Below are 23,578 nucleotides of genomic sequence, written 5' to 3' on the forward strand. Positions count from 1 at the left end.
GCGAGTGTGGGGCAGGCTTAATGCATCCAAGAGATTCGACCAGGCTTCGTCAGGGGTGGATAGCGACCTGCCTTGCAACAATGCTGCTCGTGGGCCAGGCGATCGCGGCTGACCGGGAACAGGAGGCGGAAGCCGCCGAGAGCAAGGCGGCGGAGTTGGAGCAGGAAGCCGCGGCCGAGGGCCGCGAGGCGCTCTCTTCTCCACCCGAAATCATCACGAAGCCTGAAGCGCAGGCGGTCGATCCAGTTGGCGAAGCACCCTTGGATGATGCGATCACGTGTCTTGCTCGCACCATCTATTGGGAAGCCAGGGGCGAGGAGGCCGCCGATATGGAAGCGGTCGCCAATGTCGTTATGAACCGGCTAGGCCACGAAGGCTTTCCCGGCACGATCTGTGAAGTCGTCAGGCAAGGCTCCGAGCAAGGCCCCTGTCAGTTCTCATGGTGGTGCGATGGTCGTCCGGATATCGCAGAGGAAGATGATTCCTATGTGATTGCCAAGGAAATAGCGCGCAAGGCTCTCAATGGACAACTATTGGATCGAACCGGGGGCGCTCTGTATTTCCACCATAGGCAGGTAGTCCCCAGTTGGGCTGCGGAATACATCAAGACGATCGAAGCCGGCGAGTTTGTCTTCTATAGGCCTCCCGACGGCACTGCAAAATAGTCCACGCGACGATAGCCGCTTCTTTTGTCACGCCGCCTCGAGAATGGCCTGACGTAGCGCGTCGGGAGGTTGAGCGCCCGATAAGTCGATTCGGCCAGCGATGATGAACATGGGAACGCCGCTGATGCCCAGCCGGCGGGCGTTATCCAGTGCGCCGTGCACCTCGGCCCGGCCCTGTGGGCTGGCCAGAAAGGCCTGAAGGTCCACGTCTCGCAACCCCCCGACGTGGGCGGCGTCGGCCAACACCCGGGTGTCGCCGATATCCTCCCCCGCGACGAAGTAGCGCCGGAACAGCTCGTTGACCACCGACTGCTGGACCTGGTGCTGACCAGCCAGCCAGATCAGCCGATGTGCGTTGAAGGTGTTGGGCGTGCGCATGATGCGATCGTGATGAATCTCGATGCCGGCCTGTCGAGCAGCGGCTTCGACCTGCGCGTCCAGCTCTCGGGAACGCTCCCAGGAGCCGAACTTGGCGGTGCGATAATCGCGCCGCGACATACCGCCTGGCGGCATACCGGGATTGAGCTCGAACGGCTGCCAGTCAATGCTTACCGTGACGTCATCGCCAAGCGAGGCCACCGCCAGGTCCAGGTGCCGCTTGCCGATATAGCACCAGGGACAGATGGCGTCGGAGATGATGGTGACGTCTACGTGTGACATGTCCGTTCTCTTCAGTGGTCTATTCGTCCTTACGACAGCCAGGCCATTCTTCACGTTCAAGGAAGGCCTCGATGGCTATCCGTCACCCACAGTAGATTTTCTGGGACATGATGCTTCCGGGTGGGGAAATGGAACACCGACGCTACCACCCCGGTCAGGGTAAGAGGAGGCCGGTTGGGGAGTGCGGGGGACTTGCCGGAAAAATCATTGGCCACATTGACTGGAGCGATAAGATGTCGATCAGCGGAGGTTTGGGAATTCTTCTTCCCGAGGATGGACCGCCCGACTACGAGTGGTATGCGCTCGATCGGAGTTCTGCCTTTCAGAAAGGCGAACTTCCCTCGGTCAAGGTTGGGCAAGTCAAAAGCGATGGCCATCATGAACCGGCTGCGCTAACGGCTCTCGGGGCGATCGAGCGGCTGTCATCGGTGGGCGAACCCCTGGTGCGTAAAGAGGGAGCGCAGGCCGTTGTCTGGGCTTGTACCAGTGGCAGCTTCATTGGCGGGCGCGATTGGGCGATGGCTCAAGCCAGTGAGCTCGAGAAAGTTCTCGGTGTGCCGGTAACCAGTACCGCGCTTGCTTTCCAGGACGCGCTATCGACGCTCGGCTATCGACAGGTCGATGTGCTGAGCCCTTATCCGGAAGCCGTGACCGATCGCTTGGTGGGTTTCCTGCGCGAAGGCGGTGTGACGGTGGAGAATGTCAAAGCACTCGATTGCCTGTATGCGGCGGACTCTCACCAAGTCGATATCGTGGAGGAAGTGCGCGTCTTCTGCGCCGAAAACCAGGGGGCGAGCAATCCCCTGCTGGTTCCCGATACAGCGATCAATACCCTGGAGCTGGTCGAGATACTGAACCGGGAGGCCGATCGTTTGGTGCTGACGGCCAACCAGGTCAGCTTATGGGCAGGCCTGAGGCTTCTGCAATGGCCAGGACAACCGCAAAACTACCTCAACCGTCTTGCCGGTGTTACTTGACGGTCTCGACCCCCCCTCCTCTGGTGGCAGTGCAAAAGTTTGTTATGGTCTGGTTATGAGATAGTGGCCAAGTACGAGGAGGCAGCAGATGGTTTCCGATCCCTATCCGGAGAACGTTCCCGACACCATGGCGGCCATGCTGCTGACCGGGCATGGCGGCATCGACAAGCTGGAGTACCGCCAGGATGTGCCTACCCCCCGGCCCGCCAGGGGCGAGGTGCTGGTGAAGGTCACGGCGACGGCGAAGAACAATACCGACCGCAAGGCGCGAGAGGGCCTTTACCCCACCGAGGACAAAGGCGATGTGACCTCGTTCCAGATCGGCGGCTCGGCGACCCTGACCTTCCCGCGCATCCAGGGCGCCGATGTGGCCGGACGCGTGGTCGCCGTCGGCGAAGGCGTGGATGCCGAACGCATTGGGCAGCGTGGACTGCTGGATTTCAATCTCTACCCCGATGAGCGCCGCGACATCAATCTGACCCCCGATTACTACGGACACGGCGCCGACGGCGGCTTTGCCGAGTACATCGCGGTGCCGTCGAATCAGTTTCATAGCGTGGGAAATCCCGAGCTTGCCGATGCACAGCTCGCCGCAATGGGCATGTGCTCCTACCAGACGGCCCTGCACATGCTGAATTCGGCCAGTGTGAAAGCCGGTGAACGCGTGCTGGTCACTGGTGCCAGCGGGGGCGTGGGCACGGCGTTGATCCAGCTGTGCCGCATCATGGGAGCGATTCCGTATGCGCTCAGCCAGCAGGACAAGGCCCAGGCGCTGCTCGAGCTTGGCGCGGAGGCCGTGCTGGACCGCTCGAACATGCAGGATTTCACCGACAAGGTATGCGCCGTGACCCAGGATCAGCCCATCGATGCGGTGATGGACCTGGTCGGCGGCGAGATGACCAATCGCTTCATCGACACCATGATCTTCGACATGAAGCACCGTACCAGCTACCCGCGTCTGAGCATTGCCGGGGCGAGTGGCGGCAACGTCAGCGAGATCATGTGGACCCGTATCTACCTGTACCAGGTACAGATCTTCGGTGTCTCACACGGCACCCGCGACGAGGCCGAGCAACTGGTGGAGTGGATCCGTTCCGGTCAGTTGAAGCCGGTACTGCACGCGGCGTTCAAGTTATCCGACCTGCATGAGGCCGAGACCTACTTCGTCAATCGCAGCAGCAACTACCTGGGCAAGATCGTGATCGTCCCGGACTCACAGTGGCAAGAGCATGGTGCGCCCTACGCATTGGAGGCAACCGGATGACCCGCGAGCTGAGCATACAGCTGATCGACACCCATGCCGGCGGCGATGTCAGCCGCATCGTCACCGGGGGCATCGACCCGCTGCCCGGTGCTACGGTCAGGGAGCAGATGGAATACCTGCGCGACGATGCCGATGGCCTGCGCAAGCTGCTGCTGCACGAACCTTATGGCATGCCCGAGATGTCGGCGAACCTGATCGTCCCCGCTACCGACCCCGAGGCCCAGATGGGCTACATCATCATGGAGGTGATGGGCTACCCGATCTATTCCGGCTCCAACAGCATCTGCACGGCCACGGCGCTGCTGGAAAGCGGCATGATCGAGAAGCAGGAGGGACACCAGCGCTTCATACTGGAATCACCGGCGGGGTTGGTGCATATCGAGGCACTGGTGGAAAACGGCGTGGTGGAGGCCATCACCTGCGAAGGCCTGCCCACCTATATCGACACCTATCGGACCAGTATCCATGTGCCGTCGATCGGTCATGTGACCTACAGCGTTGCCTATAGCGGCGGCTTCTACGCCTTGGTGGATGCCGCCGATCTGGGCTTTTCCCTGACCCCGGACGAGGAGAGGCGCCTGGCGGCGTGTGCCCATGCGATCGTGGAAGCGATCCAGGCCCACAGCGGTTTCTCTCACTACACGCTGGGCGATGTGGGGCCGCTGCCGTTCCTGCACTTCATGGGGCCGGTCGAGCATGTGGCGGATGGCTTCTACCGCTCGCGCTCGGCCACCTATGTGCACCAGGGGGTGATCTGTCGCAGCACCACCGGGACCGGCACCTCGGCGCGGCTGGCCTTGATGCATCACGAAGGCACCATCCAACCTGGCGACAAGCTGGAGACCGTTTCCCTGCGCGACTCCGGCTTCATCGGCGAATTTATCGGCTCACGACAGGACGGCGCGCATCATGAGGTGGTAGACAACACCATTACCGGCAAGGGCCATGTGCTGGCCCGCTCGGACACGGTCATCAACTGTGATGACCCCATGGTGGAGTGTGACGGTCTGCACCATATCCTCACCAGCGGTCACCACCATTCAAGGGATTGAGCGGCACCCAACCATGGACATGGCATCCTGGCCATCTCCCGGCGACACATGTTCCATGGAGCCCCGTTCTGACCGGGAGATCTTGCCATGCCATCCATTCCCCTTGCCGCGTCGGTGGTGACCGGTTGTATCGTTGCCGCAACCGTCGCGTTCCTGCCTGTGGTGACCCAGGCCGACTCGGAAGCCCCGTTGTATGAGGAGATGGGTGAGTACAGTCGTTCCGTCACGACCGAGTCGGCGCGGGCCCAGGCCTATTTCGACCAGGGCCTGCGTCTGGCCTACGGGTTTGCGCGAGAGGAGGCCGCCCGCTCTTTCCGGGCGGCACAGGCGCACGATCCGGCCTGTGCCATGTGCTACTGGGGCGAGGCCTGGGTACTGGGCCCTTATCTGAACAATCCGCACGGTGTAGGGGACCCGGATGACGCCTATGCCGCCGCCCGGCAGGCGCTCGAGCGGGTCGAGGCTGTCGCGCCCTGGGAGCGCGCACTGATCGACGCCATGAGCGTGCGCTATCCTGCGCCCGACAGCGACGCCGACCGGGAACAGGCTACCCGACGTTATGCCGAGGCGATGGCCGAGGCGGCGGTGGAGCATCCCGACGATCCCGACGTGCGCACGCTGTATGCCGAAGCGTTGATGTTGCTGCGCCCCTGGGACCTCTACCAGGCGGACGGCGAGCCGTATCCGGAGACTCACACCTTGATCGAGGAGCTCGAGACGGTGCTTGCCGAAGACATCGGGCATGCCGGTGCCTGCCATCACTATATTCATGCCGTGGAGGCCTACCGGCCGGCACGTGCCGAGGCCTGCGCCGATATGCTGGCCGATGAGATCCCCGGCGTGAGTCATATCCAGCACATGCCCTCGCACATTTACATGAACATCGGCCGCTATGGCGATGCCGTGCGCGCCAACCAGAAGGCTCGCATGGTCGATCAGTCGGCACGCTTCGGCGAGGGCGTGAGCGTCTATGCTTCGCACAATACCCTGATGCTGCTGTTCGCCGCCTGGATGGATGGGCAGAGTGGCGTGGCACTGTCGGCCGCACGTGACATCGCCCACGAGCGGCCCAGCGAGACGTATCAGATCCATCTGCAACTCGTTCGCTTCGGCCGCTGGGACGAACTGCTCGAGCAGCGGACTTCGCCTGAAGGATCGTTCCAGACCGGGATGTGGCACTTCGCGCATGGCCTGGCCCAACTACGCACCGGGAATGCCTCGGCGGCGGAAAGGGCATTGGGCGAGCTGCGCGACAGCCACGAGGACGGTGCCGAGGACATGCCCTCCCGTCATCACGACCTGCTGGGTATCGCGGAGTATATCCTGGCCGGTGAGATCGCTGCCGGAGAGGGACGTCTCGATGCCGCTCGGGAACAACTGCGCAAGGCCATCGCACTGGAAGACGGGTTGCCCTACAGCGAGCCCGAACCCTGGCCGCTTCCCGCACGCCACTTCCTGGGAGCGATCCTGCTCGAGGCCGGCGAGGCATGGGAGGCGGAGGCCGTCTATTATGAGGCACTGGAGATCCATTCGGGTAACGGCTGGTCGCTGAAGGGCTTGGCGCAGAGCCTCGCCGCCCAAGGGCGGGACGGGGGTGCCGACCGCGTTGAGCGGGCGTTCGAACGGGCCTGGCAGCGGGCCGACGTGTGGCTGCCGGCGTCGCGTTTCTGAGCGTCCCGCGGGCGGCGAGTCAGTGCTATGACTCCGTGCGCACCAGGTTGATCAGGCTGCCGTGACGGATCATGTCGATCTGGCGTGCCGACAGGCCGTGGCGCATGGCATAGTGCCGGTCCTTGGTCCGGTTATGCAGGGTGATCGCTTCGTCGTTGCCGAGGGCGGTGGCGATATCGTCCAGCGCCAGGTCGTCACCCTGGTCGATGTCGCCGAGGTCGTCCGGGTCGTCGAAGGTTAGCGGTACGACACCGAAGTTGGCGAGATTCTGCCAGTGGATACGGCCGTAGGAGAGCGCACATACCGCGCGTAGTCCCAGGTAGCGGGGGGCGATGGCGGCGTGTTCGCGGCTCGAGCCCTGGCCGTAGTTGCGGCCGGCGACGATGAAGAAGCCGTCGCCGTCCAGTGCCTTGGCGCGCTGGCTGAACTTCTCGTCGACGGCTTTGAACACGTGCTCGGCGATGGCCGGGATGTTGCTGCGCAGCGGCAGCACCTCGGCGCCGGCGGGCATGATCTCGTCGGTGGACACGTCGTCGCCGACTTTCAACAGCACCGGGCCGGTGAACTCGGCCGGAATGGGCTCGAAGTCCGGCAGGCTCTTCACGTTAGGCCCCTTGATCAGTTCCACCAGGCCACTGTCGTCGGCGGGGGGATCGAGCATCTCGCGGTTGATCACCAGGTCTTCGGGCTCCTGGAAGCGCGGGTAGTCCATGTCCAGCTCGCGGGGATCGGTGATCTTGCCGGTGAGTGCGGCTGCCGTGGCGGTTTCCGGGCTGCACAGGAAGACCCGGTCTTCGGGCGTGCCGGAGCGCCCCGGGAAGTTGCGCGGCACGGTACGCAGGCTGTTGCGGCCGGTGGCCGGGGCCTGGCCCATGCCGATGCAGCCGTTGCAGCCGGCCTGGTGCAGGCGGGCGCCGGCGCGGATCAACCGCGACAGATAGCTCTCGTTGGAAAGGTTCTCGAGAATCTGGCGCGACGTGGGGTTGATATCGAACGACACCCCCGGTGGCACCCGGCGGCCCTCGACCATCATCGCCGGCACGGCGAAATCGCGCAGGCCGGGGTTGGCCGACGAGCCGACGTAGGCCTGGTAGATCTCCTCGCCGGCCACCTCGCGCACCGGCTTGACGTTGCCGGGGCTGCTGGGCAGGGCGATCAGCGGTTCGAGGGTGGAGAGGTCCAGCGACACGTGTTCGTCATAGTCGGCGCCGTCGTCGGCGAGCAGTTCCCGCCAGTCGCCGCCGCGCTCCTGCTGTTCCAGGAAGCGCCGCACCTCGCCGTCGGAGGGAAACACCGTGGTGGTGGCGCCCATCTCGGTGCCCATGTTGGCGATCACGTGGCGGTCCATGGCGCTTAGGGCGTCGAGGCCGGGGCCGTAATATTCGAAGACCTTGCCGACGCCACCCTTGACGTCGTAACGGCGCAGCATCTCCAGCACCACGTCCTTGGCGCTGACCCAGTCGGGCAATTGGCCGGTCAGTTCCACGCCCACCACCTGGGGCATGTTCAGGTACAGCGGCTTGCCGGCCATGGCCAGGGCCACCTCCAGGCCGCCGGCGCCGGTGGCGAACATGCCCAGCGCGCCGGCCGCCGGGGTGTGGCTGTCCGAGCCGACCAGGGTCTTGCCGGGAATGCCGAAGCGTTCCTGATGGACCGGGTGGCTGACCCCGTTGCCGGCCGGACTGAACCATACGCCGAACTTGCGGCAGGCGCTGTGCAGGAACAGGTGATCGTCGGGGTTCTTGAAATCTTCCTGGAACAGGTTGTGATCGACGTACTGGGCCGAGAGCTCGGTGCGCACGCGGTCGACCTGCATGGCCTCGAATTCCAGCATCACCAGCGTGCCGGTGGCGTCCTGGGTCAGCGTCTGGTCGATCGACAACCCGATTTCCTCACCTGGCGTCATGCGCCCGGACACCAGGTGGGACTCGATCAATTTCTGGGTCACGTTGAGTCGGCTCATGATGAACTCCTGTCTCAACTCCTGTCCGTCTCGATGTACGCTTCAGTCTAGCAGTGGCTTTCCGGGTAACCCTTGGGGTGAGCGTGTTCTCTCCAAGCGATGGTGGGAACGGCGTCAGGCGTAAAACGACGGGCACTCCTTGTCCGGGAATATCAACTAATCTTGCAGTAGAAACCCTTCAGGCCGGTACGCTCGACCGCTGCATGGCAGGCCCGTCACCGTTCACCGGGGAGGTGCCTGACCAGGGCCTGTGGCCGGAAGCAAGACAATCCCTGCCCGGTATGACAACAACGACACAAGGGGGGAGCCATGGCCACGCGGCCTCTGATCATGCTCCATGGCTGGAACGATAGCGGCGACTCCTTCGATCGCCTGGCAGGACACCTGCGCAGGATGCTGGCGTCCCCGGAAATCGAGTTGGTGTCCATTTGCAGTTATCTGTCCAAGAGCGATGACCTGCGCTTCGACGACCTCCAGGCCGCGCTGGAGCGCGCCTGGACGAAGCGTCAGTTGCCGCGTGACCCTGCCAGCGTGGACGTCATCGTGCACTCTACCGGCGGCCTGGTGATTCGTGACTGGCTGCAGCGACATTTCGCCCCCGACAGCTCACCGGTCAAGCATCTGGTGATGCTGGCGCCGGCCAATTTCGGCTCACCGCTGGCGCATGTGGGGCGCTCCGTGCTGGGCCGCGTCGCCAATGGTTTCTTCAGCCGTCAGGAAGGGCAGGCGGTCTTCGAGACCGGTACCCGGATCCTCCAGGGGCTCGAGCTGGCGAGTCCCTTTTCCTGGGAGCTGGCGATGCTCGACCGCTTCGCGGATGGCATCGGCATGTATGCGCCCGGGCGAACGCTATGCACGGTGCTGGTCGGCAACACCGGGTATTCCGGCATTCGCTCCGTTGCCAACGAGGAGGGCGGGGACGGTACGGTGCGCATTTCCACCACCAACCTGAACTGTGCCTATGTGCGTATCGATTTCAGCGAGCAAGAGCGAGAGGGGCGCCTGCGCACGGTGCCCACGCTGACGGCTCGGCGTCGCTCGGCGGGGCGCACGGCCTTCCGGATCGTCAACCGGCTGGATCACTCCGCCATCAAGTTGGATGTTCCCGCCAGCAATTTCAGCAATGCGCAGAAGGAGACGCTGGAGCTTATCGCTCGTGCCCTGACGGTCGGCGACACGGATTTCGAGGCGTTCTGCGATGAGTGCGATCGGGCCAACGACGGACTGACAAGGACCTCCGGCAGCAACCGGGGAAAGCCTGGCTATCAGAATACGCTGGTACGGGTGCGCGACCAGTTCGCCGTGCCCGTCACCGATTACATGCTCGAGTTCTACGACCCGCGCACCAATCAGCATGACGGTGGCCGGCTGGCACGGGCGATCCACGAGCAGGCCATTCGAGATGTCCATTGCTACAAGGCCGATGCCTCCTTTCGCAGCCTGTATATCGACACCCTGAAGTTGCATGCCGAGGTGACCAGAGCCGGTACCAAGCTAGGCTTTTCCATTACCGCCAACCCCATGCTGGGGGAGGGAGACACGGTGGTTGGCTTCAATACCTTTGCCGATGAGGATATCGAGGACCTGTGCCTGGACCGGGACCAACTGGCCGAGTTCTTTCAGCCTCATCGCTCCTTGCTGGTGGATATCGAGCTGCAGCGCACCCAGGCACCGAGCGTGTTCCAGCTGCGTGACCCGAAAGCGCGAGGAGAATGACAGGAGGGAGAGCTCATGTCCGTCTCATTGACTCAGGCTCTGCGCCGGGAGTACGAGCGGCTCTTCGAGAGCTGCATGATCCAACCCGAACATCAGGCCGGTGTCGATCGCATCGTCGATCGCCTGCGCGACCAGCGTTCTCGGTACCAGAACGTCGGCGAGCAGAAGGGCATTCCCTGGAGCTTCGTGGCGGTGATTCACACCATGGAAGCGAGCGGCGACTTCTCGTGCCATCTGCACAATGGCGACTCGCTGGAGCAGCGTACCGTCCAGGTTCCGGCGGGGCGGCCGAAACAGGGGCGACCGCCCTTCACTTGGGAAGAAAGTGCCGCAGATGCGCTGTCACTCAAGCGCCTGGGAGCGCAAACCGACTGGAGCCTGGCCGGTACCCTCTATCAGTTGGAGCGTTACAACGGCTGGGGCTATCGGCTCCATCACCCACATGTCCTGTCGCCCTATCTGTGGAGCTTTTCGAACCACTATCAGCGTGGCAAGTACGTCGCCGATGGCACCTGGTCCGATACCGCGGTATCCCGGCAATGCGGTGGCGCCGTGTTGCTGCGGCGCCTGGCGGAAAAAGGCGAGGTCGCTTTCAATGATCAGCCGGTACCGCGGGCGAATCGCAAACCGCTGATTGTCGGTTACGCGAAGAACAAATCGAGGAGTGCCACGGTCGTCGCGAACGTGGAGGCCCTGCAGCGCTGGCTCAATACGTTCCCGGGCGTCTTCGTCAAGGTGGATGGGATTCCCGGCGAGCGGACTTCGGAGGCTTATCGCCAGGTGACCGGTAACTATCTTCCGGGTGACCCCCGCACTTAGGGGTCGTTGACAATTATTAATGGAGGGCAATCTGATTTAGCACGGCCGGATTTGGATGAATGATGACCCGGCTAATTTCAGCACCGTGCCGACTCTGCGCTGATGGCACCGTCGGCATCAGTCACGCGCTTCCTCTGGTCGCGACGGGGGATGGCTGCTATACCATCAAGTAATAGGGTACGAGCATCAGGATATTCAGCAATTTGCCCGCTAGACCATTGATTCAATGTTTCCCTTAAAAGCGTCGCTGGGCGACGAACGGGATTATGACATCTCAGCTGACCGCCACACATGGCCACATCGTGGCGATCGGCGGTGCCGAGGATAAGACATCCGATCTCGAAATCCTGAAACAGGTTTTCGCTCTCGCCCCCGTGGGCAGTCACGAGGTCGCCGTCATCGCCACGGCCAGCAGCATTCCCGATCAGGTGCTCCCCGACTACGAAGCCGCCTTCACACGCCTGGGCGCCACCCGTATCCATGCGCTTAATATCCAGGATCGCAAGCAAGCCGCCGACGCCAGCAATGTCAGTCTGATCGAGCAAAGCGGCGTGATTTTCTTCACCGGCGGTGACCAGCTGCGCCTGACCAATGTGCTGGGCGGCTCGGCGACGCTGAATGCCATTCGCAAACGCCTGCTGGCCGGCGCCGTCGTGGCCGGTACCAGTGCCGGTGCGGCGGCCATGCCGGGGACCATGATCTACAATGGCGACGCCGCGGATGCCCTGCGCAAGGGGGCGGTCAACATGACCTCCGGTCTCGGCTTCGTCGATGGGCTCATCATCGACAGTCACTTTCTCGAACGCGGGCGTTTCACACGCCTGATGGAGGTCGGGGCGAGCAACCCGGAGCACCTGGGCGTGGGGCTTGGCGAGGATGCCGCCGTGATCATTCACCCGAACCGGATTCTCGAAGCCATCGGGCCGGGGCATGTCATCCTCATCGACAGCCGCGACCTGGCGAGCTCGAACATCACCGAGCTGTCCATGGGGGGGGCGGTGGCCATCGAGAACATGATCCTCCATGCGATGGTCAGCGGCCATGGGTTCGATGTCGATGCACGACGCTATCTCGTCACCGACGAACTCCGTGCCTTGCGGGAGGATAGCCGATGAACATTCTTGAACACCGGGCCCTGCGAGGCCCGAATTACTATAGCCGTTACCCGACCCTCATCATGCGCCTGGACATCGGCGAACTCGAGGAGCGCCCAAGCGATACTGTCAACGGCATCGTCGAGCGTCTCACCGGGCTCATCCCGACCCTGCAGGAGCATCGCTGCTCGGTCGGCCGCCCCGGCGGCTTTCTGGAGCGGCTGGCGCGTGGCACCTGGGCGGGTCACGTCGTGGAACATGTCGCGATCGAACTGCAGAACCTGATCGGCTTCTCGGTCGGCTACGGCAAGACCATCGACACCTACGAGACCGGTGTCTACAACGTGGTCTATCGCTATCGGGATGAGGCCTGTGGCCTGGCGGCCGGCGTTGAAGCCGTCGATTTCGTCACCCGGCTATTCAACGGGGATGAGATCGACATGCCGGCGATCATCGCCCGCCTCAAGGCGGTGCGCGACGCCCACATGCTGGGCCCCTCCACCGCGTCGATCATCGACGCGGCCAAGCGCCGCGACATCCCCTTCGCCCGCCTGAGTGAGGAGAGCAGCTACGTGCAACTGGGGCACGGCCACCTCCAGCAGCGTATCCAGGCGACGGTGACGTGGCGCACCAGCCTGCTCGGCCACGGCATCGCCGACGACAAGGACTGGACCAAGCAGATTCTCGGCGATGCCGGCATCCCGATACCGATCGGACAGATTTGTGGATCGCTCGATGAGGCGCTCGAGGCCGCGCGCAGCATCGGCTATCCGGTGGTGGCGAAGCCGCTGAGCGGTAATCATGGCCGCGGTGTGAGCACCAACCTCCAGGATGAGCAGGCGCTGCGCGACGCCTACGAGACCGCCTCCCGGCAGCATCGGTCGGTCATCGTCGAGCAGCACATCAAGGGCGAGGACCATCGCCTGCTGGTGATTGACGGCAAACTCGTGGCCGCGGCCCGGCGGCGCCCGGCCCATGTGGTCGGCGACGGAGAATCCACGCTGCAGAAACTGGTGGACCAGGCGAACCAGGACCCCCGTCGCGGCGTCGGCCACGAGAACCTGCTCACCCGGATTCACCTGGATGAGCAGTCGCAGCGGCTGATCGACCAGCAGAACCTGACCCTGCAGAGCGTGATCGCCAAGGACGAGATCGTATACCTGAAGTCTACGGCGAACCTGAGTTCCGGAGGCACGGCCACGGATGTGACCGACGACGTCCACCCGGAGGTGCATTATGCAGCGGAACGGATCGCGCGTCTGATCGGGCTCGACATCATCGGCATCGACCTCCTCGCCGAGACCCTGACCCGACCGCTGGAAGAACAGGCTGCGGCGGTGGTCGAGGTCAATGCCGGGCCGGGGTTTCGCATGCATCTGTCCCCGACTCATGGGCAGGGGCGTGATGTCGGCCACCACGTCGTCGACATGCTGTTCCCCGAGGGTGGCGACGGCCGTATTCCCATCACCGCGGTTACCGGCACCAACGGTAAGACGACGACGGTGCGACTGCTCTCGCACCTGCTGCGCCACGCCGGGCGGAAGGTCGGTATGGCCTGTACCGGTGCCATCGAGATCGACAACCACGTGATCATGCGCGGCGACTACAGCGGCCCGCAGGCGGCCGCCATCGTGCTTCGCGAGCCCACCGTCGAGCATGCTGTGCTCGAGGTGGCCCGGGGGGGCATCATGCGTCGCGGCCTGGGCTTCGACGAGTGCGACGTAGGCGTGTTGCTCAATATCGCCAGCGATCACTTGGGCGAATACGACCTCTATACGCTCGACGATCTGGCGCGCTGCAAGACGGTGGTCATCGACGCCGTGCGCGAAGGGGGGACCGCCGTGCTCAATGCCGACGATCCCCACGTGCTGGACGGCCAGAAATGGGCGCGCGGCAACATCATCTTCTTCACCCTGGACTCCGACTCGCGCGCCATCCGTCAACATGTTCGTGATCACGGCGTGGCCTTCACCATCCACAAGGAGCACATCGTGATGCGCCAGGGCCGCGTCGAGGCCGAGATCATTCCCGTCGACGATGTGCCCATCACCTTCGAGGGGCATGCCCGCTTCAACGTCGCCAATGCCCTGGCCGCCAGCGCCGCCGGCTACGCGCTGGGGCTCAGCATCGCCGATATCCAGACGGGGCTGCAGACCTTTCATCCCACGCCTGGCCAGAATCCCGGGCGCACCAATCTCGTGGCGGCCGACGGTGTCCAGGTGCTTATCGATTACGGCCACAATGTGCCGGCGCTCGAGGCGCTCGATGGCCTCGTCAGCAGCCTCCCGGCGCATCGCCGCATCAGCGTGGCGAGTGCCCCCGGCAATCGTCGCGACGAGGACCTTATGGCCCTGGGCGCACAACTCGCCAGGATGCACGATGTCATGTTCATCTGTGAAACCCATCTGCGCGGACGTGCCGCCGGCGAGGCCGCCGGGTTACTGCGCGGTGGCGCCGCGGCGGCGGAAGATGCCTGCGAACTCGAGATCATCCTCGACGAGCACATGGCTATCGAAAGGGCCTTCGATGAAGCCCAGGAGGGCGACTTGCTGGTATTGCTGATCGATGACATCGACAGCGCCATCGAACGCCTCAAGGGGCGCCGCTTCCCGTCCGCCACACCGGTTGACGGGGGTTGAGCGCCACTCGTATCCACGCCTCTGGCTCAACTGGTGAACGTCCATGATGGCCTGCAATGATCAAGATGCCCGGCTGATGACCCTGTTGCGGGTCGGCCGTCTTTACGCGCCGGAGTCGCGCGAGGAAGTCGACATACTGATCGCGGACGGACGCATCGCGGCGCTGGGACGCGACCTCGCCGTGCCGGAAGGTTGGCCCGTGCGCCTGGTGGAGGCTCGCGACCTCACCGCTGTACCCGCCTTCATCGATCAGCACGTGCATGTCACCGGCGGTGGCGGCGAGGGGGGCTGCGTCACACGCTGCCCGGAGATCACCGCCGCCGAGATCGCCGCCATGGGCATCGGCACGGTGGTGGGCGTGCTCGGCACCGACAGTCTCAGCCGCTCGCCGGCGGACCTGCTGGCCAAGGTGCGCAGCCTGTGCGCCGAGGGTATCGCGGCCTACATGTACACCGGCGCCTATCGCGTGCCGCCGCCGACCCTCACCGGCGATGTCCAGCGCGACCTGGCCTGGATTCCCGAGGTCATCGGCCTGGGCGAGCTGGCGATCTCGGATCACCGCTCCAGCCAGCCGCGCCAGGACGAGATCGAGCGGCTGGTCAGCGAGGTGCGCGTCGGCGCCATGCTGGCCGGCAAGCGCGGCATCTGTCACTTCCATGTCGGCGATGGCGACCGCGGCCTGGAACCGCTGCGCCGGCTGCTGTCCGAGACCGAGATTCCCGCCGACCAGGTGATCCCCACCCACGTCAATCGCCATCGCGAGTTACTCGACGAGGCGGCGGACTACGCGCGCACCTTCGGCGCCAGCATCGACCTGACCGCCTTCGAGGATCCCGGCGAGGAGGGGCTCTCCGCCTTCGACGCGGTGGCCGTGCTGCTCGAGCGCGGCGTGCCGCGGGAGCGCATCACCATCAGCTCCGACTGCAACGGCAGCCTGCCCGAGTTCGACGCCCAGGGCGGCTACGTGGGCATGCGCGTGGCACGCAACACCACCCTGATCGCCGACTGGCAGCGCCTGGTGCGCGAGGAAATTCTGCCGCTCGAGCATGCCTTGGACCTGATCGCCGGCAACGTCGCCCGGGTGCTCGGGCTGCAGTCCCACAAGGGGCGGCTGGCCGTGGGCTTTGATGCCGACGTGACCCTGCTCGACAGCGAACTTCAGCCCCGGAAGACATTCGTGGCGGGCCGCTGCGTCTACAGCGAGGAGTAGAACGGGTGCCGATCGGAGAGATATCCAGCCAAGACCGGGCCTAGCGCATATAGACAGTGTGCCAGCGACCGAAGGTGTCGGGCAGATCACACGCGCTGTCGAAGCGCGTGTGATCTGGTCGAGCGCGCCTTTCTCTTCCAGCGCCGATAGGATCACGTACTGCAATTGAGTCAGGTTGTATTCTTCGCACTTCTTGAGAAAGATCGCCACGCTGATCTGGTGGCAGCGCAGCAACAGGCTTTCGGTCAGTTCGCAGCGCCTTGTCAGCCACGAGTAGGGCGCTTCTCGGAGAAGAAGAAGGGGCGGGTGAAGTCGGCTGCGTCGCCGAGGCGGTGGGCGAGCTCTTCAAGCAGCCGGATACGCACCCCGCCATGGTACAGGGCGTAGTAACCGATCGTGGGCAGACGGGGGATGGTCTCGAGGATCTCCAGCCCCTGCTCGCGGGCGAAACGCTGGACACAGAGTTTTGGCAATACGCTGATGCCACGTCCCGCCGCCACCAGACCAACGAGTGCCAGCAAGTTATCGGCAGTCAGGTTGGCGGCGGCCATGCCCTGGTGGGAAAGCCAGCGATTGATATCCTGCGCGAATCCGGAGCGCTTGCCCTGGCTGATCAGGGTGTAGCGTTCGAGCGCCCCTATGGGGATGGGGCGGGGGCCGTCCACCAGGCCCTCTCTGGCCATGAAGGCCATCTCCACCTCCTCCAGCAGCCGGGTTTCCACACCCGGCTGGGCGAAGGCCTCGGGGACCTGCGGTATCACCACCAGGTCCAGCTCATCATCCTGAAACTGCTGGTACAGGGTACGGCTCATGTCGATGGTGATGTCCAATCGGATGTCGGGCCGCTCGGTGGTGTAATCCCGCAGAAAGCCCGGTAGCCAGGTAAGAGCGGCCAGATCGGTGAAGCCGATACGCACACGATGCAGCATGCGCTCGGGTTGCTCGTTGAGCTCGAGGATCCGCTCCGCGCCGTCGAGCGTCGCATAGGCCAGCTCCAGCAGCCGTTCGCCCTCTTCGGTCAGCCGCGCGTTGCGGCGTGAGCGGTCGAAGAGGTGCAGGCCGGTGGCCTGCTCCAGCTCGGAGATGCGCTTGGAAACGGTGGACTGCGTCGCGTTGAGACGCTGGGAGGCGCGCTCGAACGTGCCGAGCTCGACCACCTGGACGAAAGTTTCGAGCTGCTTGAGGGTCAACATGGCATCGCCGAATAATGAATTTTTCGACTCTTAATATATGCAATTAATTCGCTTTTTTGAAAGTGTAGACTGCTTTTAAGTAGTGGGTGAGTGCTCTGCAGCGTCAGGCCAGGGGCTGGCCCCTGGCGAGCGACCTGCATGGTTCTGAAACCACAACAGTAACAAGGAATAAGGCGATGAAGACTCAATCCAGGCTGGCACGAAAGGTGGTGCTGGGGGCGATGGCGACGATTCTGACAGGTGGTCTGAGTACGGCAACCCTGGCAGCGGACTACCCCAACAAGCCGATTCAAATGATCGTCGCATTCGGCGCTGGGGGCAGCACCGATACCATGGCACGGATTTTCGCCAAGTACGCCGAGGAGGAACTCGGCCAGCGGGTGGTGGTGGTCAACCGGCCTGGCGCCGGCGGCGAACTGGGCTGGGTTCACCTGGCCAACGCTGACCCCGACGGCTACACCATTGGCCTGATCAACTCACCCGCAGTGGAGGTTTACCCTTTCACCCGCGAGGAGACCGTCGGCTACTCCCTCGATGAGATCCGCCCGCTGGCCAACGTGATCACCGACCCGGGCGTGCTGGCGGTCGCTGCCGACAGCCCCTATCAGTCCCTGGATGACTTGGTCGCAGCGGTGAAAGACGATCCGGAATCGGTGGTTATCTCCCACGAGGGCGTTGGCGGTGACGACCACCTCGCCGCACTCAACTTCGCCGAGGAAGCGGACATCGACCTGAGTTTCGTGTCCTACAACGGCAATGCCGAGGCGACCGCCGCGCTGCTGGGCGGCCACATTACCGCCTTCGAGGGCAACATGTCGGAAGCGGCGGCCCAGATCCAGGAAGGCAAGGTGCGGGGGCTGGCGGTATGGGCCGACGAGCGGGTCGAGGCCATCGCCGACGTCCCCACCGGGAAGGAACAGGGCTATGACGTCCAGTCCGCCGCATCGCGCGGATTCGCCGTGCCGGCGGACGTGTCCCAGGAGATCTATGACACTCTTCTGGCCGTTACCCGCGATGTCGTCGACAACCCGGAATTCCGCGCCGAGATGGAGCAGCTCAACATGCCGGTCAACCCCATCTACGGGGAGGAGTACGTCGAATTCATCCACGACAGTCACGACCGGCTGAAGGCGCTCTGGGAGAAAGATCCCTGGGTCGAGCAGTGATAGGACGCTTGGAGAGATAATTCTATGACTCTCGACACTATCGATCGTTGCGTAGCCGTGCTGGTGGGAGCGCTCTGTGCGGCTGCGGTGGTCACGGGCCTGGGCATGCCTGGCGACGCGGGGGTCTTCCCCGTGATCACCGGTACGCTGGGGTTACTGGCCAGCGCAGGAATCGCTCTGGGTACCCTGCGCGGTCGCGCCCCCGACGATCTGCCACCTTCGTTGCCCTGGCCGCGTTTCCTCCTCTGGTGCCTGTGCGTGCTGGGGCTGCTGGGACTGATGGTGACCGCCGGTGCTTTCGTCGCGCTGCCGCTGTTCCTGCTGGTCAGCCTGCGCTGGCTGGGCCACTTGCGGTGGCCGGCGGCTCTGGTGATTGCCGTGGCGTTCTCGGCCGTGATCTACGTGGTCTTCGTGTACCTGCTGTCCGTGCCACTGCCCGCCGGCTGGCTGGTGGGCTAACGGCGGCCTGCGACCTCACTCAAGAGGCTCCCTATGGATGTATTGCTTCCTGCCCTCGGCAATGTGCTGACGCCGATGGCCCTGCTTACGCTGTTTCTCGGCACCCTGGCCGGCATGACGATCGGCTCACTGCCGGGGCTCTCCTCGACGATGGGCGTGGCGCTGTGTATCCCCATCACCTTCAGCATGCCGCCGGACCTGGCGCTTATGCTGCTCGGGGCGGTTTACGTCAGCTCGGTCTATGGCGGGTCGGTGACAGCGATCCTGTTGCGCACCCCGGGCACGGATGCCTCCATCGCCACTGCGCTCGACGGCTATCCGCTGGCCGCGGCCGGGCGCGGCGGCGAGGCGCTGGGCATGGCGACCCTCGCCTCGCTGTTCGGCGGGCTGTTCAGCGTGGTCGTGCTGATCGCCATCGCGCCGCCGCTGTCGACGGTCGCGCTGGCCTTCGGCCCCCAGGAGTACACCGTGCTGGCGATCTTCGGGCTGGTAACCATCGTCGGCGTGGCGTCGGACCGTCCGCTCAAGGGCGTGCTCTCGGCGGCGGTGGGGCTGGTGCTGGCCTGTGTAGGGTTGGACGCCTTCACCGGCATGCAGCGCTTCACCTTCGGCCACAGCGAGTTGTTCGAGGGCGTGCCGCTGCTGCCGGTGCTGATCGGGCTGTTTTCGGTTTCCCAGGCCTTCAACCTCTGTGTGCCCGAAGGCGGTGGCGTGCTGGCAGGCAAGGGACAGCAGCTCAAGGGGCGCCGCCTGCCGCTGTGGCACGACATCCGGCGCAGCTTGCGTACCCTGCTGCGCTCCTCGGTCATCGGTTCGGTAGTGGGCATTCTGCCCGGGGCCGGTACCAGCATCGCCTCCTTCATTTCCTACAGCGAGGCGCGTCGTCATTCCCCGACGCCCGAACGCTTCGGCAAGGGAGAACTGGAAGGGGTGGCGGCCTCGGAGTCGGCCAACAACGCCGTGACCGGCGGTACCCTGATTCCCACCCTGACGCTGGGCATTCCCGGCAATGCGGTCACGGCCGTATTCGTCGGCGGCTTGACCATCCACGGCATGATTCCGGGGCCGAGCCTGTTCACCCAGCACGCCGAGACGACCTACACCCTGATCCTGTCCCTCTTTCTGGCCAACATCCTGTTTGCAGTGCTGGGACTGTGGCTGTGTCGCTACCTCGTGGTGGTGACCAAGGTCCCGGGCGCGGTGCTGGGGCCGATGATCCTGGTGTTCAGCGTGATCGGTACCTATGCGCTGCGCAACGAGATCTTCGATGTCTGGCTGGCGGTGACCTTCGGCGTAGTGGGCTTTTTCATGGAACGCTGGCGCTATCCTGCCGCGCCCCTGGTGATTGCCCTGATCCTCGGGCCCATTCTCGAGGTCAACTTTCGCCGCTCGATGCAGATCTCTCACTGGGACCTGACCACCTTCTTCACTCGGCCACTGTCACTAACGCTTTGCTTGCTGGTGGTGTTGGCACTGGCATATCCGCTCTGGAACCAGTGGCGTCGACGCCGCAGCAGCGTCCAGCACTGATTCCCACTGCTTTTTCTAGGAAGGTCAGGCATTCCTGTGCCTGATCGATGGAGATATCAATCATGACGACGACTTCGGCCCATATTATGTCCACCCCCCAGACCATCCCTGCGGAGGGTATTTTCCTCCCCGAAGAACTACTGAGCCAAGTACGGGAATCCTTCCTGCACGTTGATTCCTGCCCCTTCACTGGCAAGCGAGTATTCTTCGAGAACGCAGGCGGTTCATTGACACTCAAGTCGGTAGTTGAGCGCAGCGCCGAAGTCGCCGGCATTCCCGATAATGAGCACCGCGACAATCCCGCCTCCCACGCGGTGTCGCAGATCGTTTCTGCCGGGCGCAATGATCTGGCCAGCTTCATGGGCGCCAGCAGCGGCGTTATCTTTGGTGGTGAGACTGGTACCGAATGCCTGTTCCGGGTGATCCGCGCAGCGGCGCTTTCCGCCGAGGAGGGCGGCAGCATCGTCGCAAGCTCGGTGGAGCACCCTGCAACCTATGATGCTACCGCCCAGTGGGCTCGCCGCACCGGTCGCGAGTGGATCGAGGTTCCCTTCGATGTCGAGACTGGTCAGGTGGCAGCAGCCCATTACGCCGACTGCGTGCGTCCGGACACCCGCATCGCGACCATCCTGCATACGAGCCCGATAACCGGCATGAGTATGGACATCGCCGAGATCGTGCGAACCATCCGCGCCGTGGCCCCCGAATGCGTGATCATCGTCGATGGTATCCAGCATGCGCCACACGGGGCTCTGGCCGTCGACGACTATGATGTCGATGCCTATGTCATCTCTCCCTATAAAGCCTTTTGCCGCCTCAATAACGGTTACGCTTGGGTTTCTGATCGCCTGAGTGTCGTTGACCACGACCGGCTGTTGGGCAAGCCCGCGGATGCTTGGGAATTGGGCAGCCGTGACCCCTCGGCCTTTGCCGGCTTCAGTGCGGTGATCGATTACCTCGCCTGGCTGGGCGGACACTTCACCGAGGAGCCGTCACGCCGCGCCTGTCTGGTTGCCGCTGGTCGGGCAATGCAAGCCCACGAGCGTGCCCTGGTGCATCGGTTGCTGCACGGCGGCGCGGACCTGCCGGGGCTGTGCGACACTCCCGGGCTGCATCTGATTGGGCCGGCGGATTCACCGTACCGCGAGGGGGTGGTGTCGTTCGCCGTCGCGGGGGTCGAGGCCAAGCATGTCGTCGCCAAACTCGGGGCGCGGGGCATACGCGTCCACGCGCGAAGCGACGACGTCTTCTCCGGCAACATCCTGCGCCCGCTCGGGCTGAAGGCGGTCACCCGAGTCTCGCTGGCGCATTACAACAGTGCCGATGAGGTCGACGCCTGCCTGGCGGCCCTGGCCGAGGTGCTGCCGCGGCCGTGACGCCCCGAGCCGCCCACCCTTGTCGCCATGCCTTGCCCTGAGGCATGGCGACTTGCTTCGCTGCCCTACCATCCGCAAGCCCGCGACATCCAATGGGCCGACACCCACAACGTGCTCTTCAACCCGCGCGCCTTTCGCGGCCCCATATCCCCTCGCGTCTCATCTTTTTGGCTTACGTTGACCTAGGTTTCTGGTGCAAGCCTGCCCTGGCGTATAGGCTGAAGGTATGTATTCGTTTGTAAGCCGGACGGGTGGCGATCGCCCTAGGAACTGAAGGCCATGGGCGCTGTAGGAACGCCCTTTACGTTTGGGGTTTGGTGTATGGCTGGCTTAGGTGAGGTGGAGCACAGTGTTTTGATAAAAACAGGAATTGATCCGAAGCGGCCGGTCCGGAAAATGCAGTCAGCCCGTTCATTGGTGTTATGTTTATCGCTAGGAGCCCAATAGGATGCCTGTCGTTGGTGAGTGCGCTTTATGCAATGCTCAGTCGGTGAAGTTGCAAAATTCCCACATTGTCCCTGAGCTGTGTTACAAGCCTGTCTACCCTAAAAAGCACAATAAGTATAAAGCCTTTGGATTGGACAATAACGAATCGCTGAAAGAAGAGCAAAAAGGATATCGTGAATATCTTCTATGTAAGTGCTGTGAAGTAAAGCTTTCCGTATGGGAAAATAAACTCAAGCAGTTGCTTTGGTGTCTTGCTGGAAAAAGCGGAAGTAGTGGTCTTGCCCTAGACAAAATAGGCACAACTAGCTCAGTTTCTAACTTGGCGTACGATGACATTAAAAAAGGGGTTCTATCTATTTTCTGGAGAATGAGCGTGACGCATTTACCATTCTTTTCAGATTATAGCCTAGGTCCTTATGAAGCAAAACTGAAGTCATTAATTTTCAGTCCAGTCTCAATTGCAGAAGATGAATATCCAATCCTCATGACAAAATGCCTGCTGAACGGTAGCTTTCATGATGGTATTTTGATGCCTATGAAAAAAGGTCGGCTTAGCAACCATATTACAATTCAATCTGTAATTCTGAACGGAGTGATGATTGATGCATATATCACGGATTCTAACAAACCACATAAGGCGGTGAAGTCTTTTATGCTCCGAAGTACAGGAACTATTTTGGTACCTGAGCGAGAGTATCTGGAAAGTGGCATAGAAGTATCGAAACTTAAGAAGCGATTAACAGAAAATGACGCGTTGGAGTTTTATAATGACTCCAAAACATGACCAGTGCGTTAACGGGATTGGTTTTCCGATGGAGCTCCAAACCAGCCCGTTACGCCAGCGTAATATCATCTCTCGATGAAAGACCGCTCCTGGCCGGATGGAGAAGTTTAGGCTACGCTGATGAAAAGGATCGGCAACTGCTGGCCCAGAGTAGTATGAGAGTGAATGACCTTTCTTCCCTTTTCTCATGGTCTTTCGTTAGCTAGTCAAGGAGTGGGATGCAGTATAGCACAGGTGAGCGGCCAGGTCCGATTATTCAACAATAAGAAGGGGTTGTTAACTGTTATGATGTTTATACTATCAGTCATAGAAATAGGTCGGAAGCTGTGTTATGAGTAGCTCAGGTGGTGGATCTGGCTGTCTCGTGGTTATATTGGGTGTCTTGGGAATAGTTGCAGCAATTTGGCATTTCGATTTCCGCCCTCTATCAGAAGAAACAATAGTCTAAATTAGGGAATGTGATGATAATGCTGTGGAAGGTTCAAGAAAATGCCAGAGATGGAGATACCTGGATCCAGTTACATATACGATAGATAAAGGAAGTCAGGTCGTCATAAAGAAAGTTCACGGGGAAAACAGGTTTGTAAAGCTAGAAAGCTGTGCTGTCAAAGATAGGAAAAATTGGTCATGCATGGATGGCTATAAAGAAGTTTCACTTGTTGATGGTAAATACTTCGTCGGTAGGGAGAGCATAGAATCCTCTGGGAATGTTGAGCAGGCTACAAAGCTTCAGTACTTTATTGATATGTACTTAGGAAGGGTCGATGAATCATGACGAGTCGTTCCAGAGGATAGTAGCTAGACCCAGAACTCGGCGTTATATGAGAACTCTCTGAAGGTCCACGTATAGCCGGATGCATAGCTTTAGACTACTCTAATGGATATGGTGCGGC

Annotated in this window: 19 protein-coding genes; 16 read left to right on the top strand and 3 right to left on the bottom strand. The window is 62.3% G+C overall.

The annotated features are described in order from the left end of the window. Positions 1-20: 20 nt before the first annotated feature. A complete protein-coding gene (locus ACFOEV_RS01720) occupies positions 21-665 on the top strand; it encodes a cell wall hydrolase (RefSeq protein ID WP_386770971.1) in 645 nt (214 codons plus the stop codon). A gap of 27 nt (positions 666-692) precedes the next feature. Here the strand turns inward: ACFOEV_RS01720 and ACFOEV_RS01725 are convergent, their stop codons facing one another. Next, positions 693-1,325, bottom strand: coding sequence for a DsbA family oxidoreductase (locus ACFOEV_RS01725; protein WP_386770973.1), 633 nt, complete (start codon positions 1,323-1,325; stop codon positions 693-695). Between the two features lie 233 nt (positions 1,326-1,558). Between ACFOEV_RS01725 and ACFOEV_RS01730 the strand changes: the two genes are divergently transcribed. The 4 genes from ACFOEV_RS01730 (at position 1,559) to ACFOEV_RS01745 (ending at position 6,289) form a co-directional block, all read left to right on the top strand. After that, positions 1,559-2,302, top strand: coding sequence for an aspartate racemase/maleate isomerase family protein (locus ACFOEV_RS01730; RefSeq protein ID WP_386770975.1), 744 nt, complete (start codon positions 1,559-1,561; stop codon positions 2,300-2,302). 88 nt (positions 2,303-2,390) lie between these two features. Beyond that, positions 2,391-3,566, top strand: coding sequence for a zinc-binding dehydrogenase (locus ACFOEV_RS01735; RefSeq protein WP_386770977.1), 1,176 nt, complete (start codon positions 2,391-2,393; stop codon positions 3,564-3,566). After that, complete coding sequence (locus tag ACFOEV_RS01740) at positions 3,563-4,618, top strand: proline racemase family protein (RefSeq protein WP_386770979.1); 1,056 nt, start codon at positions 3,563-3,565, stop codon at positions 4,616-4,618. The genes ACFOEV_RS01735 and ACFOEV_RS01740 overlap by 4 nt, the downstream gene beginning before the upstream one ends. 87 nt (positions 4,619-4,705) lie before the next feature. Next, a complete protein-coding gene (locus ACFOEV_RS01745) occupies positions 4,706-6,289 on the top strand; it encodes a hypothetical protein (protein WP_386770981.1) in 1,584 nt (527 codons plus the stop codon). Positions 6,290-6,314: 25 nt separating this feature from the next. Here the strand turns inward: ACFOEV_RS01745 and ACFOEV_RS01750 are convergent, their stop codons facing one another. Then, positions 6,315-8,252, bottom strand: coding sequence for an aconitate hydratase (locus tag ACFOEV_RS01750; RefSeq protein WP_386770983.1), 1,938 nt, complete (start codon positions 8,250-8,252; stop codon positions 6,315-6,317). A gap of 309 nt (positions 8,253-8,561) precedes the next feature. On the opposite strand from ACFOEV_RS01750, the gene ACFOEV_RS01755 reads away from it, so the two are divergent. The 5 genes from ACFOEV_RS01755 to iadA all read left to right on the top strand — a co-directional run bounded on the left by ACFOEV_RS01755 (position 8,562) and on the right by iadA (position 15,730). After that, positions 8,562-9,968, top strand: coding sequence for an esterase/lipase family protein (locus ACFOEV_RS01755; RefSeq protein WP_386770985.1), 1,407 nt, complete (start codon positions 8,562-8,564; stop codon positions 9,966-9,968). A gap of 15 nt (positions 9,969-9,983) precedes the next feature. Further along, a complete protein-coding gene (locus ACFOEV_RS01760; protein WP_386770987.1) occupies positions 9,984-10,787 on the top strand; it encodes a hypothetical protein in 804 nt (267 codons plus the stop codon). A gap of 266 nt (positions 10,788-11,053) precedes the next feature. Beyond that, positions 11,054-11,902 (top strand): cyanophycinase, encoded by an 849-nt coding sequence (locus ACFOEV_RS01765; protein WP_386770989.1) that lies wholly within the window; start codon positions 11,054-11,056, stop codon positions 11,900-11,902. Continuing rightward, entirely contained in the window at positions 11,899-14,520 is a 2,622-nt protein-coding gene (gene cphA, locus ACFOEV_RS01770) for a cyanophycin synthetase (RefSeq protein ID WP_386770991.1), read from the top strand. Before ACFOEV_RS01765 ends, cphA begins: the two co-directional genes overlap by 4 nt. A 43-nt stretch (positions 14,521-14,563) precedes the next feature. Beyond that, a complete protein-coding gene (gene iadA / locus ACFOEV_RS01775; protein WP_386770993.1) occupies positions 14,564-15,730 on the top strand; it encodes a beta-aspartyl-peptidase in 1,167 nt (388 codons plus the stop codon). 263 nt (positions 15,731-15,993) lie between these two features. Here iadA and ACFOEV_RS01780 read toward each other — a convergent pair whose 3' ends face one another. Next, positions 15,994-16,923 carry a LysR family transcriptional regulator gene (locus tag ACFOEV_RS01780; RefSeq protein ID WP_386770995.1) on the bottom strand — a complete coding sequence of 310 codons (930 nt, stop codon included), beginning with the start codon at positions 16,921-16,923 and terminating at the stop codon, positions 15,994-15,996. 176 nt (positions 16,924-17,099) lie between these two features. Here ACFOEV_RS01780 and ACFOEV_RS01785 point away from each other — a divergent pair, with 176 nt between their 5' ends. From ACFOEV_RS01785 to ACFOEV_RS01810, 6 genes are all read left to right on the top strand, one after another. Then, positions 17,100-18,089 carry a Bug family tripartite tricarboxylate transporter substrate binding protein gene (locus ACFOEV_RS01785; protein WP_386770996.1) on the top strand — a complete coding sequence of 330 codons (990 nt, stop codon included), beginning with the start codon at positions 17,100-17,102 and terminating at the stop codon, positions 18,087-18,089. A gap of 24 nt (positions 18,090-18,113) precedes the next feature. Next, positions 18,114-18,548 carry a tripartite tricarboxylate transporter TctB family protein gene (locus tag ACFOEV_RS01790; protein WP_386770998.1) on the top strand — a complete coding sequence of 145 codons (435 nt, stop codon included), beginning with the start codon at positions 18,114-18,116 and terminating at the stop codon, positions 18,546-18,548. A 33-nt stretch (positions 18,549-18,581) separates the two neighbouring features. Next, positions 18,582-20,078, top strand: a complete 1,497-nt coding sequence (locus ACFOEV_RS01795) for a tripartite tricarboxylate transporter permease (RefSeq protein ID WP_386771000.1) — start codon at positions 18,582-18,584, stop codon at positions 20,076-20,078. Positions 20,079-20,140: 62 nt separating this feature from the next. Beyond that, on the top strand, positions 20,141-21,454 hold the full coding sequence (locus tag ACFOEV_RS01800) for an aminotransferase class V-fold PLP-dependent enzyme (RefSeq protein ID WP_386771002.1): 1,314 nt from the start codon (positions 20,141-20,143) through the stop codon (positions 21,452-21,454). A 448-nt stretch (positions 21,455-21,902) separates the two neighbouring features. Then, positions 21,903-22,685: a hypothetical protein gene (locus ACFOEV_RS01805; protein WP_386771004.1), complete on the top strand. Its 783-nt coding sequence runs from the start codon at positions 21,903-21,905 to the stop codon at positions 22,683-22,685. A 472-nt stretch (positions 22,686-23,157) separates the two neighbouring features. Next, positions 23,158-23,460, top strand: a complete 303-nt coding sequence (locus ACFOEV_RS01810; RefSeq protein ID WP_386771006.1) for a hypothetical protein — start codon at positions 23,158-23,160, stop codon at positions 23,458-23,460. Positions 23,461-23,578: the final 118 nt, after the last annotated feature.

This window comes from Litchfieldella rifensis, assembly GCF_042646605.1.
GTDB classification, from domain to species: Bacteria; Pseudomonadota; Gammaproteobacteria; order Pseudomonadales; family Halomonadaceae; genus Litchfieldella; species Litchfieldella rifensis.

Coding starts and splice junctions, on each gene's coding strand:
- ACFOEV_RS01720 (WP_386770971.1), top strand. CDS start 21: ATGCATCCAAGAGATTCGACCAGGCTTCGTCAGGGGTGGATAGCGACC.
- ACFOEV_RS01725 (WP_386770973.1), bottom strand. CDS start 1,325: ATGTCACACGTAGACGTCACCATCATCTCCGACGCCATCTGTCCCTGG.
- ACFOEV_RS01730 (WP_386770975.1), top strand. CDS start 1,559: ATGTCGATCAGCGGAGGTTTGGGAATTCTTCTTCCCGAGGATGGACCG.
- ACFOEV_RS01735 (WP_386770977.1), top strand. CDS start 2,391: ATGGTTTCCGATCCCTATCCGGAGAACGTTCCCGACACCATGGCGGCC.
- ACFOEV_RS01740 (WP_386770979.1), top strand. CDS start 3,563: ATGACCCGCGAGCTGAGCATACAGCTGATCGACACCCATGCCGGCGGC.
- ACFOEV_RS01745 (WP_386770981.1), top strand. CDS start 4,706: ATGCCATCCATTCCCCTTGCCGCGTCGGTGGTGACCGGTTGTATCGTT.
- ACFOEV_RS01750 (WP_386770983.1), bottom strand. CDS start 8,252: ATGAGCCGACTCAACGTGACCCAGAAATTGATCGAGTCCCACCTGGTG.
- ACFOEV_RS01755 (WP_386770985.1), top strand. CDS start 8,562: ATGGCCACGCGGCCTCTGATCATGCTCCATGGCTGGAACGATAGCGGC.
- ACFOEV_RS01760 (WP_386770987.1), top strand. CDS start 9,984: ATGTCCGTCTCATTGACTCAGGCTCTGCGCCGGGAGTACGAGCGGCTC.
- ACFOEV_RS01765 (WP_386770989.1), top strand. CDS start 11,054: ATGACATCTCAGCTGACCGCCACACATGGCCACATCGTGGCGATCGGC.
- cphA (WP_386770991.1), top strand. CDS start 11,899: ATGAACATTCTTGAACACCGGGCCCTGCGAGGCCCGAATTACTATAGC.
- iadA (WP_386770993.1), top strand. CDS start 14,564: ATGATGGCCTGCAATGATCAAGATGCCCGGCTGATGACCCTGTTGCGG.
- ACFOEV_RS01780 (WP_386770995.1), bottom strand. CDS start 16,923: ATGTTGACCCTCAAGCAGCTCGAAACTTTCGTCCAGGTGGTCGAGCTC.
- ACFOEV_RS01785 (WP_386770996.1), top strand. CDS start 17,100: ATGAAGACTCAATCCAGGCTGGCACGAAAGGTGGTGCTGGGGGCGATG.
- ACFOEV_RS01790 (WP_386770998.1), top strand. CDS start 18,114: ATGACTCTCGACACTATCGATCGTTGCGTAGCCGTGCTGGTGGGAGCG.
- ACFOEV_RS01795 (WP_386771000.1), top strand. CDS start 18,582: ATGGATGTATTGCTTCCTGCCCTCGGCAATGTGCTGACGCCGATGGCC.
- ACFOEV_RS01800 (WP_386771002.1), top strand. CDS start 20,141: ATGACGACGACTTCGGCCCATATTATGTCCACCCCCCAGACCATCCCT.
- ACFOEV_RS01805 (WP_386771004.1), top strand. CDS start 21,903: ATGCCTGTCGTTGGTGAGTGCGCTTTATGCAATGCTCAGTCGGTGAAG.